Source organism: Arthrobacter sp. 01T428 (genome assembly GCF_056398685.1).
This window is the reverse complement of sequence record NZ_JBFTPW010000005.1, coordinates 64706-84525: the sequence shown is the minus strand read 5'-3', so window position 1 is coordinate 84525 and position 19820 is coordinate 64706. Positions and strand designations below refer to the sequence as shown.

20 protein-coding genes are annotated in these 19820 nt (G+C 63.4%); 4 read left to right on the top strand and 16 right to left on the bottom strand.

The features are described from left to right. The first annotated feature begins 84 nt into the window (after positions 1-84). Positions 85-627 carry a peptidylprolyl isomerase gene (locus tag AC1DJB_RS08080; RefSeq protein ID WP_059388874.1) on the top strand — a complete coding sequence of 181 codons (543 nt, stop codon included), beginning with the start codon at positions 85-87 and terminating at the stop codon, positions 625-627. A gap of 21 nt (positions 628-648) precedes the next feature. Beyond that, complete coding sequence (locus AC1DJB_RS08075; RefSeq protein ID WP_059388875.1) at positions 649-1518, top strand: rhomboid family intramembrane serine protease; 870 nt, start codon at positions 649-651, stop codon at positions 1516-1518. Positions 1519-1531: 13 nt separating this feature from the next. On the opposite strand, the gene AC1DJB_RS08070 is transcribed toward AC1DJB_RS08075, so the two are convergent. The 11 genes from AC1DJB_RS08070 to AC1DJB_RS08020 all read right to left on the bottom strand — a co-directional run bounded on the left by AC1DJB_RS08070 (position 1532) and on the right by AC1DJB_RS08020 (position 9639). Then, complete coding sequence (locus AC1DJB_RS08070) at positions 1532-2002, bottom strand: SRPBCC family protein (protein ID WP_059388876.1); 471 nt, start codon at positions 2000-2002, stop codon at positions 1532-1534. Then, positions 1977-2381, bottom strand: a complete 405-nt coding sequence (locus AC1DJB_RS08065; RefSeq protein ID WP_059388877.1) for an ArsR/SmtB family transcription factor — start codon at positions 2379-2381, stop codon at positions 1977-1979. Before AC1DJB_RS08065 ends, AC1DJB_RS08070 begins: the two co-directional genes overlap by 26 nt. 784 nt (positions 2382-3165) lie before the next feature. Next, on the bottom strand, positions 3166-4521 hold the full coding sequence (locus tag AC1DJB_RS08060) for an FtsW/RodA/SpoVE family cell cycle protein (protein ID WP_284988568.1): 1356 nt from the start codon (positions 4519-4521) through the stop codon (positions 3166-3168). Between the two features lie 140 nt (positions 4522-4661). Then, entirely contained in the window at positions 4662-5696 is a 1035-nt protein-coding gene (locus AC1DJB_RS08055) for a cation diffusion facilitator family transporter (RefSeq protein WP_476910133.1), read from the bottom strand. After that, complete coding sequence (locus AC1DJB_RS08050; RefSeq protein WP_059388880.1) at positions 5693-6055, bottom strand: ArsR/SmtB family transcription factor; 363 nt, start codon at positions 6053-6055, stop codon at positions 5693-5695. The genes AC1DJB_RS08055 and AC1DJB_RS08050 overlap by 4 nt, the downstream gene beginning before the upstream one ends. Before the next feature lie 306 nt (positions 6056-6361). Next, entirely contained in the window at positions 6362-6964 is a 603-nt protein-coding gene (locus tag AC1DJB_RS08045) for a DNA-3-methyladenine glycosylase I (RefSeq protein WP_059388881.1), read from the bottom strand. A 56-nt stretch (positions 6965-7020) separates the two neighbouring features. Then, the gene (locus AC1DJB_RS08040; RefSeq protein WP_306963395.1) at positions 7021-7716 is read right to left on the bottom strand and encodes an alpha-ketoglutarate-dependent dioxygenase AlkB family protein; all 696 of its coding nucleotides are present in this window, start codon (positions 7714-7716) and stop codon (positions 7021-7023) included. Beyond that, positions 7713-8333, bottom strand: a complete 621-nt coding sequence (locus AC1DJB_RS08035; RefSeq protein WP_332603072.1) for a methylated-DNA--[protein]-cysteine S-methyltransferase — start codon at positions 8331-8333, stop codon at positions 7713-7715. The genes AC1DJB_RS08040 and AC1DJB_RS08035 overlap by 4 nt, the downstream gene beginning before the upstream one ends. After that, positions 8330-8836 carry an RNA polymerase sigma factor gene (locus AC1DJB_RS08030; protein ID WP_307054150.1) on the bottom strand — a complete coding sequence of 169 codons (507 nt, stop codon included), beginning with the start codon at positions 8834-8836 and terminating at the stop codon, positions 8330-8332. Before AC1DJB_RS08030 ends, AC1DJB_RS08035 begins: the two co-directional genes overlap by 4 nt. Beyond that, positions 8836-9345 carry a methylated-DNA--[protein]-cysteine S-methyltransferase gene (locus AC1DJB_RS08025; RefSeq protein WP_441432822.1) on the bottom strand — a complete coding sequence of 170 codons (510 nt, stop codon included), beginning with the start codon at positions 9343-9345 and terminating at the stop codon, positions 8836-8838. Before AC1DJB_RS08025 ends, AC1DJB_RS08030 begins: the two co-directional genes overlap by 1 nt. 42 nt (positions 9346-9387) lie before the next feature. After that, complete coding sequence (locus AC1DJB_RS08020) at positions 9388-9639, bottom strand: cell division protein CrgA (RefSeq protein WP_059388883.1); 252 nt, start codon at positions 9637-9639, stop codon at positions 9388-9390. 178 nt (positions 9640-9817) lie between these two features. On the opposite strand from AC1DJB_RS08020, the gene AC1DJB_RS08015 reads away from it, so the two are divergent. After that, a complete protein-coding gene (locus AC1DJB_RS08015) occupies positions 9818-10678 on the top strand; it encodes a class E sortase (RefSeq protein ID WP_370872250.1) in 861 nt (286 codons plus the stop codon). Between the two features lie 170 nt (positions 10679-10848). After that, positions 10849-11490, top strand: a complete 642-nt coding sequence (locus tag AC1DJB_RS08010) for an aminodeoxychorismate/anthranilate synthase component II (RefSeq protein WP_059388885.1) — start codon at positions 10849-10851, stop codon at positions 11488-11490. Here AC1DJB_RS08010 and pknB read toward each other — a convergent pair. The 5 genes from pknB to AC1DJB_RS07985 are packed head-to-tail and all read right to left on the bottom strand — an operon-like array spanning position 11487 to position 19820. Then, positions 11487-13451, bottom strand: a complete 1965-nt coding sequence (gene pknB / locus AC1DJB_RS08005) for a Stk1 family PASTA domain-containing Ser/Thr kinase (protein ID WP_441432821.1) — start codon at positions 13449-13451, stop codon at positions 11487-11489. The genes AC1DJB_RS08010 and pknB overlap by 4 nt on opposite strands. 6 nt (positions 13452-13457) lie before the next feature. After that, positions 13458-15269 carry a protein kinase domain-containing protein gene (locus AC1DJB_RS08000; RefSeq protein WP_441432820.1) on the bottom strand — a complete coding sequence of 604 codons (1812 nt, stop codon included), beginning with the start codon at positions 15267-15269 and terminating at the stop codon, positions 13458-13460. Beyond that, on the bottom strand, positions 15266-16723 hold the full coding sequence (locus tag AC1DJB_RS07995; RefSeq protein WP_059388886.1) for a penicillin-binding transpeptidase domain-containing protein: 1458 nt from the start codon (positions 16721-16723) through the stop codon (positions 15266-15268). Before AC1DJB_RS07995 ends, AC1DJB_RS08000 begins: the two co-directional genes overlap by 4 nt. Continuing rightward, entirely contained in the window at positions 16720-18087 is a 1368-nt protein-coding gene (locus AC1DJB_RS07990) for an FtsW/RodA/SpoVE family cell cycle protein (RefSeq protein WP_059388888.1), read from the bottom strand. Before AC1DJB_RS07990 ends, AC1DJB_RS07995 begins: the two co-directional genes overlap by 4 nt. Then, positions 18084-19820: a PP2C family protein-serine/threonine phosphatase gene (locus tag AC1DJB_RS07985; protein WP_441432819.1), complete on the bottom strand. Its 1737-nt coding sequence runs from the start codon at positions 19818-19820 to the stop codon at positions 18084-18086. Before AC1DJB_RS07985 ends, AC1DJB_RS07990 begins: the two co-directional genes overlap by 4 nt.

Below are 19820 nucleotides of genomic sequence, written 5' to 3'. Positions count from 1 at the left end.
CAGCGGATTCATGGAAGATTTCACCGAGCGCGGAACCGCCCTCCTGGCCGCCCCGGCGTTGACCCTGCGTGAAACAATGGCGATATGACCATCGCAACCGCAAAAGCAACTTTCCACACGAGCCTCGGTGACATCGTGGTTGACCTCTTCGGCAACCACGCGCCCAAGACGGTAGCCAACTTCGTTGGCCTGGCCACCGGCGAAAAGTCCTGGACGCACCCGGAGACCGGTGAAGACAAGACTGGTACCCCGCTGTACAACGGCACGATTTTCCACCGCATCATCAAAGACTTCATGATCCAGGGCGGCGATCCCCTCGGTCGCGGTATCGGCGGTCCGGGCTACAAGTTCGACGACGAGATCCACCCGGAACTCAACTTCAACGCCCCTTACAAGCTGGCCATGGCCAACGCCGGCATCCAGATGGGCAAGGGCACCAACGGTTCCCAGTTCTTCATCACCACGGTCAACACCGACTGGCTTTTCGGCAAGCACTCCATCTTCGGTGAGGTTGCAGACGAAGAGTCCAAGAAAGTTGTAGACGCCATCGAGGCTGTCCGCACCGGCATGGGCGATCGCCCCGTCGAAGACGTCGTCATCAACAGCATCGACATTGTCCAGCTCTGATCCCCGGAGCCTGAACAGCATATGAGTTACGGAATCCCGGCGGCAGAGCCGTCAGCAGACATTCCGGTGTGCCCCAGGCACCCGGACAGGCCCTCCTATGTGCGGTGCCAGCGTTGCGGGCGTCCCGCATGCCCCGAGTGCCAGCGGGCGGCCGCCGTCGGGTTCCAATGCATTGACTGCGTCAATGAAATGAAGCGTTCGACGCCGGCAGTGCGTTCCGCCTATGGCGGCGCCATTGCGACAGGACGTCCTTTGGCGACGTACATACTTATCGGGCTGTGTGCCCTGGTGTACGTGCTGCAATGGTTGATTCCCGGCGGTGTCGTGGAGAATCAACTCGCTTTTGCGTCCGTCTACGCCGCTCCGCAATACGGGGCCTTCGAACCCTGGCGGATGCTGACCAGCGCTTTTGTCCATTCCCAGGGCTTTGTCCTGCACATCGTGCTCAACATGTACATGCTCTGGATTTTCGGCCAGGTGCTGGAGCCGGTCTTGGGGCGCATCCGCTTCCTGGCCGTCTACCTGTTGTCCGCCATTGGCGGCTCTGTCGGTTTCCTACTTCTGACACCTGTTTTGCCTCCCACTGGAGTGGAAGGTGCGTCCGGCGCCATCTTCGGCCTCTTTGGCGCACTGTTGGTAGTTCAAAGCCGGCGCGGCGGAGACACCCGGCAGCTGTGGATCCTCATTGCCATCAACGGCGTGATTGGCTTCGTTGTCCCCGGCATTGCCTGGCAGGCCCATTTGGGCGGCCTGATCACGGGTGGCCTGTGCGCCGCCGTGATTGCCTTTGCTCCGCGTGGACCCCGCCAGGCGCTGTTGCAGACCGCAGGCATGGCCCTGGTGGCCGGGATTCTGGTCCTCGCTACCGTCCTTCGGGCCACAGCGGGCTAACAGCTCCCTGGCTTTACCCCAGGAGTTCCTCCAAGCGGTCCATCGACTCTTTGATGCCCGCATCCATGCCGCTGGCTACTGCCATGTCCCGGGCTTCCACCGAGGGAAACACGGAGTGCTGCACTACGCGCGTGCGGCCTCCGAGGTCTTCAAACCTGGTGGTATCCAGCGTGACTTGCCCCGGGGCGCCGTCGAACTCAAAGGTCTGGATGATCCGCAATGGCTCCTGGACCTCGTGGAAGACCCCGCGGAAACCGAACTCGCTGCCTTGTTCGTCCACATGCGTGTAGCGGTAGCTGCCGCCCGTGCGCGCGTCGTATGACTCCAGGCGCATTTCCAGGCGACGCGGACCCAGCCATTTGACGACGAGTTCGGGGTCCGTGAAAGCCTGGAACACACGCGAGGGTGCGGCGTCGAAGTCGCGGCTCGTATCGATGAACGGCGTGCCCGCGGCGACGTCAATGGTTGTTGTGTTGGTGCTCATTGTTCTTCTCCTTTTCGGGACTGTCTTTGTCGGTTGTGCTGGCCAATAGTTCGTCCAGCCGGGCGAAACGTTCCTCGGCCTGAAGACGGTAGTTCTCGATCCACTCAGCCAAGGGACCCAGCGCTGTGGTGTTCAAATGGCAGGGACGGCGCTGCGCTTCCCTGCTCCTTGTGATGAGGCCCGCGCCCTCGAGCACTTGAAGGTGCTTGGAGATGGCTTGGAGGGTGACGGTGAAGGGCTGGGCGATCTCGTTGACGGTGGCATCGCCCAAGGCCAACCGCGCGAGTATCTTGCGGCGGACAGGATCGGCGAGGGCCATGAACGCCCTGTTGAGCTGGTCTTCCGGGTCCAGCACCGCTGCAGCAATCGTGCCCGGCATGCTTCTCCCCTGGTGGGTCGGGCCTGAGGATCGCGGATTTCGGGGTCCTCCGCCGTACTCAAGCAGATGGTTTATCAACTAGTTCATTGAATAACACCAGCTTAGAACTGCGCTTTCAGGTCCGTCAAGACTTTTGGATATGTTTTCCACAGGCCTTATCCACAGTGTGCGTAACTTACAAGCTTGTAGTTCGATGGTGAATGGACACTGTAGGGCGAGATGGCAGGGGCTGCGCTTTTCTCCGGCGATTAACGTCCACACCTGTGGATAACTTTTGCCCACACGCCTGTGGGTATGTGGATAAGAAGTGGGTTATCCGGGCGTGTGTGGACAACCTCAGTGTTCGCAGCCAAAAGAGCGCGGTATCAACAGAGTTATCAACATTGTTAATAACTCACATCGCTGTAGTTCGTTGTCTTTGCTGCCCCTTGAGGCCCGCCGTTCCGGGAGTTTTCCACTATGCAGGCACGGTTTTTCCCCAACTGTGGATAACTTGTGGGTAGCTGCCTGTTGTTAAGTGCGTAACTTCGACTTAAGGTGCCGGCGCGCGGCTAACCCAACTAGCTCGCAGTTGTTGTCGTTATGAGGCTCCAAAACGACAACAACTGCGGGGCCCACGCCGCCAGGGTTCCCTGGCCGAGCTTGCGAGGCGAGGGTGGCGGTGGGGACTAGCTGGGCCCACGCCGGGAGGGTTCCCTGGCCGCGGGGCCTTGCGAGGCGAGGGTGGCGGTGGGACTAGCTGGGCCGCTCGCCACGTGGTAGCTGACCGGTGTCCGTAAGGGTGTCAGACCGGAACGTGTTCGGTCTGGGACGCAACTGTTTGGGGCCTGCGCGCAGCGTCGCTGATCCGCAACAGCAGGGCGACGATGATCCAGTTGGCGAGGAGGGAGGACCCGCCAGCGGAGAGGAACGGCGTCGTGAGCCCCGTGAGGGGAATAAGGCGGGTGACGCCGCCGATAATGATGAAGCACTGAAGGGCCATGGAGAAGGCCAGCCCGCAGGCAAGGAGCTTCCCGAAAGCATCCCGGATGCCCAGGGCGGCCCGGAACCCTCTCGTGAAAAGGAGCAAATAGAGGAGAACGATCGCGAACAGCCCGATCAGGCCGAGTTCTTCACCAAGGGAAGCGATGATCATGTCGCTGTTCGCGAAAGGCACCAGGTCAGGGCTCCCGAGCCCGAGGCCCTTGCCGATCAGACCGCCGTCGGCCATCCCGAAGAGGCCCTGGACAATCTGGGCGCTGCCTCCGGGGAATCGGGTGAAGACCTGGGGGTCGAAAGCGTTGATCCACGCGTCAATGCGCAAGCCGACATGGGAAAAAATCTTTGCCGCGGCGTATCCGCCCAAAAGCATGAGCACGACGCCGAGGACCAGCCAGCTGGCCCGGCTTGTGGCAACGTAGATCATCACGATAAATAGGCCGAACAGCAGTATGGACATGCCGAGGTCGTGCTGGAAAACCAGTACGCCCACGCTCGCGGCCCACGCGGTGATCATGGGCCCGGTGTCCTTGATCCTGGGGAACTGCAGGCGCCCGAATTTCCTGCCGGCCAGCAGGATCAAGTCCCGGTTGGAGGACAAGTAGCCCGCGAAGAAGACGGCCAGCGTAATCTTCACGATCTCGCCGGGCTGGAACTGCAGTGAACCGAGGCGTATCCAGACATTCGCGCCGTTGATGTCGCCGGCCGAAATGCCGGGCACGAGGGGAAGGATAAGGAGGGCGGCGCTGACCGCAAGTGCAATGAAGGTGTAACGGCGCAAAAGCCGGTGGTCCTTCAATAGCCACAAAACGGCGGCCGCGACCAGGACCGAAACGATCGTCCAAGTGAGCTGATTAGCCCCGGCAGTCGTACCGTTTGAGGCATCCAAGCGTCGGATCATGGCGATGCCGAGGCCGTTCAAAGCCACCACAATCGGGAGGATCACGGGATCCGCATACCTTGCCTTGAACCGCAGGACGACGTGGAAGATCCCCGCCAGCGCCGTCAAGGTACCGGCCTGAAGCCAGAATCCAACGTCGAGGGCTTCCTTCTTGTCGACACTGGTCATTGCAAGGGCCCCAATGCCGACGCCAAGTGCCAACACCAGCAGCACCATCTCCACGTTTCGGCGAGGCTTCGCCAGAATCGCTTGCTGGCTCATGGGCATCTTCTTTCGTGGATCTCGGGCGGCCGGCGGGTCCGGTTCGTTGGCTCAAGATCGGGTCAGTGGCTCAACATAAGGTTCAGTGGGCCATCATAACCGCAGCGGCTGGGGAGCGGTTGGGAACTGGATCCGGTCGATCAGCGGCAAGCGTCCGTAACGGCCTGTATCACCATGTCGTCGAGCTTGGGGAGCGCGTGTTCAAGCCGGTGCCTGGCCTCGCCGACAGTTTCTTCAATCGCTGACAGCGGCGCGTCGGCGACGACGATTGTCGTGGCGCCCTGCAGGCGATGGCCGACCCAACGCAGTTGCAGTTTTGGCACCGAGAATACACCGGGTGTCATTTCCAACGCCGCCTGGGCGCTGTCCAGCACCTCGGGTTCTATGCCGTCCATCAGGCGTCGTCCGATGCTGCGAACCGTTCCCCAAAGCAGGACGATGATGGCGGCCGAAATCAGCAGGCCGACAATCGGGTCCGCCAGAGGGAAACCGAGCAGAACGCCGCCTGCTCCAAGCACCACTGCGAGGGAGGTGAATCCGTCAATGCGCGCATGCACGCCGTCGGCAACCAGCGCAGCTGACCCGATCTGCCGGCCGACCCTGATCCTGTAGACGGCCACAATTTCATTGCCCGCAAAGCCTATGATTCCGGCCGCAAGAACCCACCACAGATTGTGCAGGGGTTGGGGATGGAAAAGGCGATCGATGGATTGCCATGCGGCGACCACTGCTGAAAGCGCTACGACGCCGACAATGAACAGCCCGGCAAGATCCTCCGCCCGCCCGTATCCATAGGTGTAGCGACGGGTAGCTGCACGACGTCCCAGTATGAACGCGATCCACAATGGCACTGCGGTGAGCGCGTCCGAGAAGTTGTGGATTGTGTCGGCCAGCAATGCGACGGAGCCGCTGATGAGGACCACAAGAAACTGCAGGACCGTGGTGCCCAGGAGTATGAAAAGGCTGATCTTCAGTGCCCGGACGCCCTGCGTACTCGACTCGAGGGCATCATCGATTGAATCGGCGGAATCGTGGGTGTGCGGGACAAAGAGCTCATACAGCCACCCCTTGAGACCCTTGTGGTGCGTATGGGAGTGTCCGTCGTGGTCGTGGTCGTGGTCGTGGTCGTGGTCGTGGTCGTGCACGTGATGACCAATTTGCGGGTGACCGCTCATGCCGATTCCTGTTCTGCGCGGTGGTGTGCCGGGGTACCGCCCAAGGCGTGCTCCGCCTGGAATATTGCATCCGCGACTAGCTGGCGTGCATGCTCGTTCTCGAGGCGGTACATGACCCTGGTTCCGTCCTGTCGCGTGGAAACCATTCTCGCCAAGCGCATTTTGGCAAGGTGCTGCGACACTGCGGCCGGAGACTTCCCTAGGAGTTCCGCCAGAGCTCCGACGGCCATTTCGCCGTTCCGGAGCGCCAGGACGATCCGGACCCTCGTGGCGTCAGCCAGCATCGCGAATACTTCCACAGCCAATTCAACGTATTGGCTATCGACCCCCAGCGAGCAAGCACTCTTATCTGCATTCATACGCAGATTCTTTCACACATCCCGACTAAACCGATATCGCGGACCCGGGATAGCGAACCGGAAGCTGATGGGTCCGTGATGAGCGGGGCCAGAATGAAGTTCTCAATACCTCGGGAGTGAACTCTCCGTGAACCCGCGGACACTATCCACAGCCTTGTACACACTGGGTAAAACCACGGGACCAAGGCATGGGTGCTCGGCTATCGCCTGAATGTCGGGGATCCCGGCTTCATGTACATGGATGTCCACATGAATTGTCCACAGCTGTGGATAAAGTTACGCACTTCTGTGGAAAGAGGGTGGGTATCAGAGCCAAACTCCCGAGCTGCCCCGACGATGGCTGTCCAGAAGGTGGGTATCGATCATCCCGATCGCCTCCATCAGCGCGTACATGGTGGTGGGGCCCACGAACGCGAAGCCCTTCTTCCGCAGCGCCTTGGACAGGGCAATCGATTCCGGCGATTGGGTAGCGACGTCGGCAAAGGTTCGCGGTTCCGGCGTCGACTCCGGTTGGAACGACCACACGAAGTCCACCAACCCGCCCTCGCTCCGCAAGGCGATCGTCGCCTTGGCGTTGGTGATGGCCGCACGGATCTTGAGGCGGTTGCGGACGATTCCCGAATCCTGCATCAACCGCTCCACGTCCGCCTCCGTGAAAGCCGCGACGCTTTCAGGGTGGAAGTCCAGGAAAGCGGACCGGAATGCCTCCCGCTTGCGCAAAATGGTGGCCCAGGACAGGCCCGCCTGAAAGCCCTCGAGGCTGATGCGCTCATACAAGCCCCGTTCGTCCCTTACAGGCATGCCCCACTCGTGGTCGTAGTACTCCCGCATGAGCGGGTCAACGGATGCCCACGGCGGACGCGCAAGGCCGTCGTCGCCAATGATGGTGCCGTTCTCGGGCGGGTTCATAGCTGTTCCTCCACAGGAAGCCGGGCAGAAGCTGTTGTTGCCATTGTGCCCCGGTCCTACGACATTCCCGTGACGCGCATGGTGATGTTGATCCGCCCCCTCGGCAGCCCGCAACCTTCAGGAGCCGTTCCGGGGAGGACTTTGGTGACTCCGTGGTACGCAAAACGGGAAGCGCCTCCGAACACGAAGAGGTCCCCAGAGGAGAGCCCGACGTCGGTATACGGCTTGGTGCGCGTCTCCGTGTTTCCGAAGCGGAAGAGGCAACTGTCTCCCATGCTGAGGGACACCACGGGGGCCCGGGACTTTTCGTCCTTGTCCTGGTGCATCCCCATCTTGGCGGTCTCGTCGTAGAAATTCACCAGCGCGGTGTCCGGCGTATACCTGGCGGCTTCGGCGGCGTCGCCGTACGCCTCCAACATTGCTTTGCGGCCCAGGCGCACCATCCAGTCAGGAAAGTCGAGGACCCGCCGCCCGTTGACGTCAAAGGCCTCGCGTGTGTATCGATAGGGCTGCCAGTGCCAGCCGAGGCAGACTGTCCGTACGGACATCGGGTGGCCGCCGGGAAGGACGGCGGCACGCAAGGGGACGGGACCCCGCGTCCACTCTTCGAAGCGGGCCACTATCCACCGTTGCTGCTCAAGGCTCAGCCAGCCCGGAACGTGCACCGCGCCGGGCGCGATCACCCGGGGACCGGCGTCGGGCGCGTCCGGCAACTCAAGGGGAAACAGCGGTTCCGTCCACCCGGAACTCATGCTGCCTCAAGAGCCAACAAGGCGCGCTTGGCTTCCGTGCCGCCGAGGTAGTTGCCGAACGATCCATCGGATTTCACCACCCGGTGGCAAGGCACAATCACCGGCAGCGGGTTGGTGGCGCAAGCGGTGCCGACGGCGCGCACGGCCCGCGGACTTCCGGCGGCCAAGGCCACTTGCGCGTAGCTTTCCGTATGGCCGTAGGCGATCTGCGGCAAATGTTCCAGGACGCTGAGCCGGAACCCGCGCGAAAGGCTGAAATCCAAGGGGACGTCGAATTGGTGCCGGGTCCCGGCAAAATACTCGTCCAGTTCGCGGGCAGCCGGATCCAGGCGGCTCGCCGAGAAAAGGATCCGCGGACTGAGCTTTTCCGCGAGCAGCTGCAGTACGGCATCGTGGTCTTCCACTTCGAACGCCACGCGCACCATGCCGCGTTCCGTGGCGGCGAGGAGCAGTTTGCCGATCGGGGAATCCACTGTGCGGTAGGCAATATCGAGCGTGTGCTGCTCCGCCGCAGCCGCTGCGAGGCGGTCGTGGAGCCGCTGCATGATGGCCGGTTCTGCGGATTCGAGGGGAGCGAGCAGCTCGGAGACGTCCGGATCGTCGTGGTGGATGGTCATGGGGTTTCTTCTTTCACGTAGCTCAAGGAGCTGTCGAGGAGAATGGTGCGCAACGCCTTGACGCCGTCGGCTCCCGCGCGGCGCGCGGCGTCGGGAGTTCCGCCGAGGAGCCCGGCGACTTCTTTGTACGGGAGCCCGGCGAGGTAGTGGTACGCCACAGCTTGGCGCTGTTTCGGCGGAAGCTGCCCGACGGCGTCGAGCACCTCCCGGCGACCGTCGCCGGGGATGCCGAGTCCGGACGGTCGCACAGGCAGTTCGTCCACGGGAACCGGCCGGCGGTTCCTGGAGCGGACGATGTCGATGGACTTGCGGTGGGCGATGGTGACGAGCCAGGCCTGGACATTGGCACCCGCCGGTAGTTCGGGGTAGGCCTTCAAAGCGGAGAGGAAAGTCTCGGACCAGCCGTCTTCCGCGTCATGGTCGCCGAGGACCGCGCGGCACACGCGCAGGACCGTGGGTCCGTGCTCGCGGACCACCAGCTCGAACGGCTTCTTGGGCTCCATTAGAAGAGCTTGCTTTCCTTTGCCGCCGCTGGTTCTTCCAGTTCCAGGAGGAACCGTTTGTTGTCGAGGCCGCCGGCGTAACCGGTGAGCTTCCCGTCGCGCCCCACAACCCGATGGCACGGGATGATGATGCTCAGCGGATTGCGGCCGACTGCCGAGCCGACGGCCTGGGAAAGGTTGCGATCGCCCAGTTCAGTGGCCAATTCCCCGTAGCTGACGGTTTCCCCGTACGGAATTTCTTCGAGTCTTGCCCAGACCCGCTCCTGGAAAGGATTCCCTGAAGCCTTGAACGGGACATCGAACACGGTCCGCTCGCCAGCCAGGTACTCCCCCAGTTCAAGAGCGGTTTGCTGGAACAAGGGATCCTCAGCCGGTACGGCCTCACCGAAGAACTCCGATGGCGGCATATGCCAATGACCCTCGAAGAAAATGCCGGTCAGCAGATCGTCCTGGGCAGTCAGCGTGAGCCGGCCCAGCGGGGAATCAATGGTTGTGTGCCTGGTGGTCATGTCTGGTAGACGCTGCAGGCGGCCGAAATGTGAGGTCGCCGCTCAGGAGCGCCAGCGCGTGGTCATGAGGAAGCCGACGATCGCGATGCCGAAGCCCGCCACGATGTTCCAGGACGCCCATGCAGGTACGGGAAGCTGGCCGCTGGTGATGTAGAACGTGATGATCCACAGCAGGCCGATGATCATGAGACCGAACATGACTGGCTTGTACCAGATGGGGTTCGGTTTGTACTGCTGCGTGGTGGCCGCTTCGGTGGGGCGGGCGGCCCTCTTGCGGGGCTTGGACTCGGGCACGGTTCCTCCTTGGCCGGCTGAATGAAAGGCCGCGCGCCGGCTTGATATCCTGCAGGAAGGAAAATTCCAGCGGTCAACGCGCACGCGGCAATTCCGGGGTTCGTTCTAGCAGTCAAGTCTAGCCGGATTTCGGGGGCTGCTCGTCGTCGGGCATCCGCGCCTGCAAAGAGGAGATCCAGTGGCGCAGCAGCAGACGCAGCAAGCCGCTGCCGTGCCGGACGACGGCACAGGAACCGGCGCGGAGGGTTCCGGCCCCGCGGGACACAAGCCGCGCCCGGCGAGGCGCAAGGGACGGCCAAGCACGGGGGACGTCGTGCGCAAGATCGTCCAGGTCGTGGGCGAGTTGCTCGTCACCGCCGGACTTATCCTGCTGCTCTTTGTGGCGTGGGAACTGTGGTGGACCAACGTCGAAGCCGATGCCAAGCAAAGCCAGGCCGTCCAGGGTTTTGCCAAGAGTTTCGCGGGACCGGTGGCACCCGTTGTCCCTGCCAACCCTGCTGCACGGCCCGACTACGGGAAGCCCGTGGTTGCCGAGGCTCCCGAACACGGCGGCATGATCGGCATCATGTACATCCCTCGATTCGGCGCGGATTATTCGCGGCCCATCATCGAGGGCACCGGTTCCGACATCCTGGATACGCTGGGCCTCGGCCACTACGGAACCACGAGCATGCCCGGAGCCCCGGGCAACTTCGCCGTCGCCGGCCACCGCCAGACCCACGGCGCAGTGCTGGACAACATCCACCTTCTGGTTCCGGGCGACAAAATCTACGTGCAGACCAAAGACGGCTATTACACGTATGTCTTCCGCAACAACCAGATCGTGTTGCCCTCGCGGACGGACGTCCTTCTGCCGGTCCCCACACAACCAGGTGCGACGCCCACCGAAAGCTACCTGACCATGACGAGCTGCAATCCGCGCTTCGGTGCGCAAGAACGCATCATCGCCTACTCCTTGTTGGAAAGCTGGCAGCCGGCATCAGCCGGGCCGCCGCAGGACATCGCCAAGCAAGTCGCCCAGACGGCCGGAAAGGGCTAAGCCATGTACGGATGGATCTTCCGCCACCTCCCGGGACCCCTCTGGGTGCGTATCCTGACATCAGCGGCACTCGTGGCATGCGCGCTTGTCCTGATGGTCCAGTTCCTCTTCCCCTGGATGTCACAATTCACTACCTTCACCGACTCAACGATTGGTTCAGCACAGCAGCCATGAGCACAACAAAAATCCTCGTCGTGGACAACTACGACAGCTTCGTCTACACCCTGGTCGGCTACCTGCAGGAGCTCGGCGCGGAAACCACAGTGGTCCGGAACGACGACGTCACCCTCGCCGAAGCGATCGAGCTGGCGGACGCGCGCGACGGCGTGCTGATCTCCCCCGGCCCCGGGACTCCCGCCGAAGCCGGCGTCTGCATTGAATTGATCAAATGGTGCGGAGACAACAACAAGCCGATGTTCGGGGTGTGCCTTGGGCACCAGGCGCTGGCCGAGGCCTACGGCGGGACTGTCACGCATGCCCCGGAGCTGATGCACGGCAAGACCTCACCTGTGCAGCACGACGGCAAGAGCGTTTTCGCCGGTCTGCCCTCGCCGGTGACGGCCACCCGGTACCACTCCCTCGCGGCTGTCCGGGAAAGCATCCCCGACGTCCTGGAAATCACGGCCGAAACCGCCAGCGGGGTTGTCATGGGCCTGCAGCATCGTTCGGCGCCGTTGTGCGGGGTGCAGTTCCACCCGGAATCGGTGCTCACCGAAGGCGGCTACCTCATGCTGGGCAACTGGCTTGAATCACTCGGAATGTCCGGGGCGGCCGCCCGTGCTGCCACCCTGAGCCCGCTGATCCAGCGCTAGCCGCCTAGTCCGCCCAGGCCTCCGCCGCCCTTGGTGTCGCTAGGCGACGGCGTGGGGGTCGGGGTGGGACTCGGGGGCGGGGCGGGAGCCTTAGCGACAATCACGCTGATGGTCTTGCCCTGCTCTACCAGGGAATTGAAGGCATCGCCCTGGCCCGTCACCTTTCCAGGGGTTACTTGCGAGTTCTCCTGTTCGGTGACCGCGATGGCCAGGCCGTTCGCCTTGAGCAGCGCTTCTGCATCGGCCTCGCTCAATCCGACGAGTTGAGGCACGGCTACCTTGCCCGTGGACACCACCAGGTCGACGGTGCTGCCCACGCCCACTACAGCTCCCGAAGCGGGCTTGGTGCTGATGACGGAGCCCGCGGGAACGGTGGCACTATTGGCCAAAGTACTCGACCCACCCACGAGTCCGGCCTGGCGCAGGAGGTCGCGTGCAGCGGCCTCGGTGAGCCCGCTCAGGCCTGCAGGGACAGTCGCCGAGACCGGCCCGTCAGAAACGTTCAGCATGACGTGCGATTTCGGCGCCACTTGGGACCCCACGCCAGGGTCGGTGCTGATCACAGTCCCCTTGGGGACCTTGTCATCCGGGACATGGTGCGACTCCGGGCTGAGATTGGCGCCGTACAGCGTCTGCAACGCCGTGGCCTCGCTCATGCCGGCCACCGCCGGTACCGCGATCAACGGGGGCGGGGTCGGCTTCTGGTTCACCGTGCTGTACACCCAGAATCCGCCGCCGGCCAAGACCAGTAGCACCAAAATAACAACCACTGCGGTCCACGCACGACGGCGGGACTTCTGCCGGGCGGTCCGCTCGCGTTCAGGGGCGAACCCAAGCGGCATGGCGCCGTCGTGCTCTGCCTCAGTCTCCGCCGCCTCCCGGGCCAGCATGTCCTGGCCGCCGGCGGCCAGGCCGTTTTCCGGCCCTCCGCTCAGGGTGCTGTCCAGGAATTCGGCGCCCACCAGGCCGCGCGCCAAGCCGCCTTCCGGAATCGGCTGCGTCAACGGCACCGCCTCCGTGACGTCCGTTGGGGTGCCGGCGGCCAGGGCCGGGACCGCAACGCCGTTCTTGGCCGCACGCAAGGCCCGCCGGAAGGCAGCCGCATCCTGGAAACGATCGGCGCGATTCTTCTGCAGGCCCTTGGCCAGGACACTGTCGAGTGCCTCTGAAACGGCTGGATTGAAGGTGCTGGCGGGCTCCGGGATCTCGCGGACATGCTGGTAGGCCACCGAGACAGGGCTGTCTCCCGTGAACGGAGGACGGGACGTCAGCATTTCAAACAGGAGGCACGCCGCGGAATACAGATCACTGCGGGCGTCCACGGTCTCGCCGAGGGCCTGCTCGGGCGACAGGTACTGGGCAGTACCAACCACGGCCTGCGTCTGGGTCATGGTTGCCGCGGAATCGGCCATCGCCCGTGCGATTCCGAAGTCCATGACCTTCACGTCGTTTGACTCTCCGGTCACCATGACGTTGGCCGGCTTGATATCGCGATGGACGATCCCGGCCTTGTGGCTGTACTCCAGGGCGGCAAGGACCCCAAGGATGAACTCGATGGCCTGATCGATGTCCAGTTCCTTGGCACGGATCAGGTCGCGGACAGTCCGGCCGGACACGTATTCCATGACGATGTATGGGACCCGGACGTCCTCGCCCGGCCCGCCGGACACCGTGTACTCGCCCGTGTCGTAGATAGCGACGATCGAGGAATGGTTCAAGGCCGCCACCGCCTGCGCCTCGCGCTTGAAGCGGGCGTGGAACTGCGGATCACGGGCAAGATCTGCGCGGAGCAGTTTCACCGCCACGGTTCGTCCAAGGACAGTGTCGACGCCCTTGTAGACATCGGCCATGCCACCACGGCCGAGCAATTCACCGAGTTCGTACCGCCCGTTGAGGACGCGCTGGGATGTCATTGGGGTGCTGTCCTCTCTGTGGGCAGGTGTAGAGCGTCCGGTTGGCATGGTGTCCTACGGGGTGGTCTTAGTGGAAGGAGACGGGTTCGAGTTCGGCTTGGACAAGTGATAGGTCACGACGGACCCGGCGGGTACTTTCTGCCCGGCCGCGGGATCGGAACTGACGAAAGTTCCCGGCGCCTGGCCGGTTGCTCCATCAACAGTGGCTCCAGTAACCCAGCGCAGGCCCGCACCTTCGATAGCGGCCTGTACTTGTGATTCAGTGGCTCCCTTGCCGATGGTCGGCACGGTGACCATCTGCGGTCCCTTGGAGTAGCTGACGGTGATGGTCGATCCCTTGGCCACCGGGCCGGAAGGATTGATGTCGATGACAGTGCCGGGCGTGGATGGATCGAAGACCTGGACTCCGTTGACCGCGAGGCCGAGTGCATTGAGGTCCGAGCGCACCTTGTCGTACGGCTGTCCCTTGTACTGCTCCGGGATCAGGTTGATGGTATCCGGGGTGGACGTAGTGGGCGTCGGGGTGGCCGAGGTTTCCGTGGGGCTCGGACTTGCCGAGGTTGGCGGTGCGCTCGAGACCTGGGACGGAGGAGTGGTGCTAGCCGGTGCTGGACTGCTCGGCGAGAACAACCCTGACTGGGTCAGGAGCGCCCCCACCAGGGCGAGCAACACGAGCACGATCAGCGCGATGAGCGGCCACGTCCACGGGCTGCGTTTCTTCCGCGGCGGCTCTTGCTCCTGGTACTCCTCTTCTTCATGGATGTACGCGTTGTGCTCGTCGGCCTGATCCAAGCTGCGTTCGGCGGCCAGGGCATTGGCACGGGCCAGCGGATTTCCACCTTCGGCGGCAGCCCCCACCGCAGCGGCTCCCGCAGCGGCGGCGCCAATCACCGGGAGCGCGGACGTCGACGTCGACCGTGCTTCCCTGCCGTAGGGCGAGGTGACGATGCCGGTGGGCGCGGTGGCAATGTCCGTAGGAGCAGTGATAGGGCCCGTGGCGGATTCGAACAGCAACATCCCCGGGACGGCCGCGTGTGCCGTTGCGATATCGCCAGCGCGGATCGCTTCCGCGGCTTCGGCCAGCTTGATGGCATCCGCGGGACGGTTCTTCGGATCCTTGGCGAGCATGGACATCAGCAGGGCGCGTATGGGGGTGGGCAGGCTCTCAGGCAGCGGCGGCGGGGCGTCGTTGACCTGGGCCAGCGCAATCGCGATCTGGGATTCGCCCGAGAAAGGACGGTGCCCTGTAAGGCACTCGTAGCCGATGATCCCCAGGGAGTAGATGTCCGAGGCGCCTGTGGCTGTTTGTCCCGTGGCCTGCTCCGGAGCCAGGTATTGCGCCGTACCCATGACCTGGCCGGTCTGCGTGAGCGGAACCTGGTCGGCAAGGCGGGCGATACCGAAGTCGGTGATCTTGACACGGAAATCCGGCGTGATCAGGAGGTTGCCCGGTTTGATGTCCCGGTGTACCAGCCCTTGGGCATGTGCAGGGGCCAGCGCCCGGGCGGTTTGGGAAATGATGGACAGGGTGCGGTCCGGTGAAAGGACCTGCTCGTGCTCCAGGATGCTGCTCAGCGGCTGACCCGGCACCAATTCCATGACCAGGTAGGCGGAGCCGTCTTCCTCTCCGTAATCGAAGACGTTGGCGATCCCCACGTGATTGAGCAACGCGGTGTGGCGGGCCTCGGCGCGGAACCGCTGGAGGAACCCGGGGTCGCCCGTGTATTCCTCTTTGAGTACCTTGATGGCGACGATCCGGCCAAGGATCTGGTCCTTGGCCCTCCAGACCTCTCCCATGCCGCCAATCGCTATGCGACTGGTCAGCTGGAACCTGCCGCCGAGGGTGATTCCTGACGTAGGCCTCACTTGTTCAACACCGCCTCAAAAATCTTCTTCGCGTTCGGACTGGTTAGCTTTGCGCCGGTAGACACATCAACGCCTTCCATGACAATGGTGACGGCTACCTGCGGGTCGTTGGCCGGGGCGAACCCGGTAAACCATGAGTTGTTCAAGCCTGAATCGCCGAGTTGCGCGGTACCGGTCTTGCCGGCCACCTGGACTCCCGGCACTGCGGCGCCGCTCGCAATGCCCTGGGACACGACGTCGGTCATCCACTGCGTGATCTGGTTGGCGATATCGGGCGTGGTGGAAGTACGCAGCGCCTCGGCCTTGGGCTCGCTGATGACACGCAGGTCAGGTGCCCGCACAGTCTTGATGAGGTTCGGCTTCATCTGGACGCCCTTATTGGCAATAGCGGCGGTCATCATGGCGATTTGCAGCGGAGTGGCCCTGACGTCACGCTGCCCGACGGCGGACTGGGCCAGCGCTGCTTGGTCCAGGTTCTTGGGGAAGACGCTGACCGCGGACTGCAGCTTGAGCTGGTCCCCGAAATCCTGTCCGAAGCCGAACTTGCTGGCCTGGTCCGCGATCGCGTTTTGGCCCAGGTCCAGGGCAATGCTGGCGAAGGGCGTGTTGCATGACTGTTCCAGGGCGAAAGCGAAATCGGCGGTGTTGCGGGTGGAGCAGTTGCCCCCGGCATAGTTGGGCAGCGAGGCGCTGGAACCGGGCAACGGCAGACTGTCCGGGTTCGGCAGGACACTGTCCTTGTTGTACTTCCCGGAGCTCAATGCTGCCGCCGTATCGACGAGCTTGAACACGGAACCGGGCGCCAACAGCTCGCCGGTGGGTCCGCTCACGGACTGGTTCAGGTTGATGCCGGGGACCTGGTTGATTTGGTCGTAACCGGCCTTCTCCTTGGCAGGATCGTGCGTGGCGATCAGGTTGGGGTTATAGGACGGCTTGGAGACCATCGCGATGATGGCGCCCGTCTTCGGATTGGTGACGACGATCGAGCCGCGCTGGCCGTCAGGAATGAGGTCGTAGGCGAGCTTCTGGATCACGGGATCAAGGGTCAATTCCACCGAGGCGCCCTTCGGCTGGCTCCCAAGGAAAATCTGGCTCACACGGTCCAGGAAGAGTTGGTCGGAGCTGCCAGCCAGTTCATCCCGGAGCTGTTGCTCAAGCCCGGTGGACCCATAGGTCCTGGAGAAGTATCCCGTGATCCCCGCATAAAGCTCCGGCTGGGCGTAACTGCGCTGGTACTTGCAGGTTTCGTCTCCGGCAACGGATTCGGCGATTGGCTTGCCGCCCACGATGATGGCACCGCGGTCGTTGCAGTAGTTCGCCAGGACAGCGCGCTGGTTCCACGGATTGTCGTTGAGGTCGCCGGCGCCGATGACCTGGACATAACTGATCGCGCCAAAGAGGAGGGCGAACATGGCAACTGCTGCCATCCACGCATTGCGTATGGAATGGTTCATGAGGTCTGCACCGCCTCTGTGGGGGCATGGGTAATGGGCGTAGTGTCCACCGGGCCGCGCGCGGTGTTCGAAATCATGAGCAGCAAGCCCACGATGATCCAGTTGGCAAGCAAGGAGGAACCGCCTGCCGCAAGGAATGGAGTGGTGAGTCCCGTCAGCGGGATCAGCCGGGTGACGCCGCCGATCACCACGAAGCACTGCAGCGCTATGGCAAAGGACAGGCCACAAGCCAAGAGTTTGCCGAACGCGTCCCGCGCGCCAAGAGCAGCGCGGAACCCCCGGGTGAAGAGCAGCATGTAGAGCATCACGACGGCAAAAAGACCGATCAGTCCCAGTTCCTCACCGATGAGGGCCACGATCATGTCGCTGTTGGCGAACGGCACCAGATCCGGCCGGCCTTGTCCGAGCCCTGTGCCTCCGAGGCCGCCGTCGGCCATGCCGAAGAGGCCCTGGACGATCTGTCCGCTGCCGCCCGGGGACCGGTCGAAGACTTCCGGGGTGAAGGCGTTCCACCAGCTGTCCAGGCGGAACGCGACGTGCGAGAAGAACCTGGACGCCAGGAATCCGCCACCCAGGATCAGTGCGACGCCGATGACTACCCAGCTGATCCGGCTTGTTGCCACATAGATGATGACGATGAACAAGCCGAAGAAAAGGATCGAGGTGCCGAGGTCCCGCTGGAACACGAGGATGCCGATGCTCACGAGCCAAGCCGTGATCATGGGGCCAAGATCCTTGAAGCGCGGCAATTGCATGGGGCCGATTTTGCGGCCGGCAAGCAGGATGAGGTCCCGGTTGGAGGAAAGATAGCCTGCGAAGAATATAGCCAGGGTAATCTTGGCGATTTCGCCTGGCTGGAAAGTCATGGGACCGATCCGGATCCAGACGCTCGCGCCCAGCACCTCGCCGGCGGAGATTCCGGGAACCAGCGGCAATACAAGGAGAACCGCGCTGGCCGCCAGCGAGATGAAGGTGAAGCGGCGAAGGATGCGGTGGTCCTTGAGGAACCAGATCACAACGATTGACACGGCCATGGCCAGGAGGGTCCAGCGCAACTGGTTGTTTCCCGTGTCCTCGCCAGGCTGGTCCATGCGATGGATCAGGGCCAGTCCCAAGCCGTTGAGTGCAACCACGATCGGAAGGATGATCGGATCGGCATATTTCGCGCGGAACCTGAGGATCATGTGGAAAGCGAATGCCGCCACGATCAAGAGACTCGACTGGAACCAGAAATCGGCGTCGAACGCGGCCGGACTGTTGAGCCCGACCATGGCGCTGGCGCCGATTCCCACAGCAAGGGCAAGGACCAGCAGGACGAGCTCGACGTTGCGGCGCGGCCTGGGTGTGGTGGTGGCCAGGATCATGGGGACACCGCGCACGTAGGGACCGCCGTGGACGTCGGCGACGATGTTGGCCGGTTCGAGGGACTCGGGCTCGCCGGCGTGGGGCCTGTTGTGGGCGAGGGACTCGCCGTCGGTTTGGCCGTGCCTGTGGGGCATGTGACTGGAAGCCCGGTGGTGCCCTTTTCCTGAAGGTTTTTCACAATCTGCTGGGCATCGGCCAGATCCCGCGCCGGAACGGTCTGGCGAACGACTTGTTGCGTGAATTCAGGCAAGGAATCCATGCGGATGTTCGTCGTGGCCTCGACTTTCGAGAGCTGGAACGGGCCCAGGCTCTGCGAAATGCCGTTGAATATTGCGACGTGCTGATTGAATTCACCGACGTAGTAGCGAGTCTGCGTCCACGCATAGCCGAGCCACAGCCCGGCGACCACGAAGATGGCCAAGACGGCGGCAATGGCCGGCGTCAACCAGCGCCGCTTCCGGGCGACAAGCGGTTGCGGATCCTGGCGGTCCTGTTCGGCCTTGTGGGTCAGCACCGTGGCAGCCCGGCGTGCAACGCTGCGTCCGGCTATGGTCGGGATCGAACCCGTATCGGCCGCGGTCGCGGCAGCCCCGACCAGCTCGTGCGGACGGCTTGCGAGCTCTTCGCGGAGGATCTCCGCCGACAGGTGCTCGCCTAGGTGCGGGTCTGTCGCCGTCGGAGGCTCGGTGGTCCCGGCAGGTTTTGCGGAACCCGCTACAGGACCCGGCGCTGCGGGCTCCGCGGCGGCGGATGGCCCGGCGTCGGACGTTGTTTCCGGCGGGGCTACGGCCGGCGTGACCCCGTCGGCCGCGGGGCTGTTGGCTCCGGACTTTTTGGCCGGGGCCGCCGCATCGCTGCCGTGCGCGCTGTCCTTGCTCGGTGCGGACTTCGCGGGATCGGCCGCTTTCGGCGGCGTCTGAGCTTCCGGGACGACGTCGACGGCGGCCGTGCTGAGGTTATCGCCGGTCTCTTCCACGATTTCCAACAGCACCACGGTGACATTGTCCGGAGCCCCGTTGGCGAGCGTGAGCTCAATAAGGAGCTCGGCGCATTCGGCGAGGTCCTTGGTTTCGCGGACTACTTGCTCCACGACTGCGCCTTGGACGTAGTTCAGGCCGTCGGAGCAGAGGAGCCAGCGTTCGCCCGGTTCGACGTCGAGCTCGTCGAGGTCCAGCTCGGGGCTGGCGTCCACGTCGCCCAGGACGCGCATGAGGACGTTCTTGTGCGGGTGGGTTTCGGCTTCCTCGGGGCGCAGCCGGCCTTCGTCGATCAGCCTCTGCACGAAAGTGTGGTCCACGCTGATTTGCTCGAATTTGCCATTGCGCAGGCGGTAGGCGCGGGAATCGCCGATGTGCGCGAAGTGCAGCCGCCTGCCTTCGAGCAGCAGGGCGGTGACCGTGGTGCCCATGCCCGCGAGCTTCGGGTCTACGTGGACGAGTTCGGAGAGGAGGGAATTGGCAGTCTGGATTTCGTCCGCGAGGACTGTTTCCGCGCCGTCCGGGTAGGAATCGTGATCGAGGTGGATCATGTCCAGCACGGTGGATGCCGAGGCGACGTCCCCGCCCGCGTGCCCGCCCATGCCGTCCGCGACGACGGCAAGATGCCGGCCGGCATATGCGGAGTCGTCATTCTTCGAGCGGACACGCCCGACGTCGGACCGCGCCGCGTAACGCATGATGAGGGGGAGCTCCGGAGGCAGCGCCTTGCCTTCGGAAGGCTGGGGGGAAGCCAT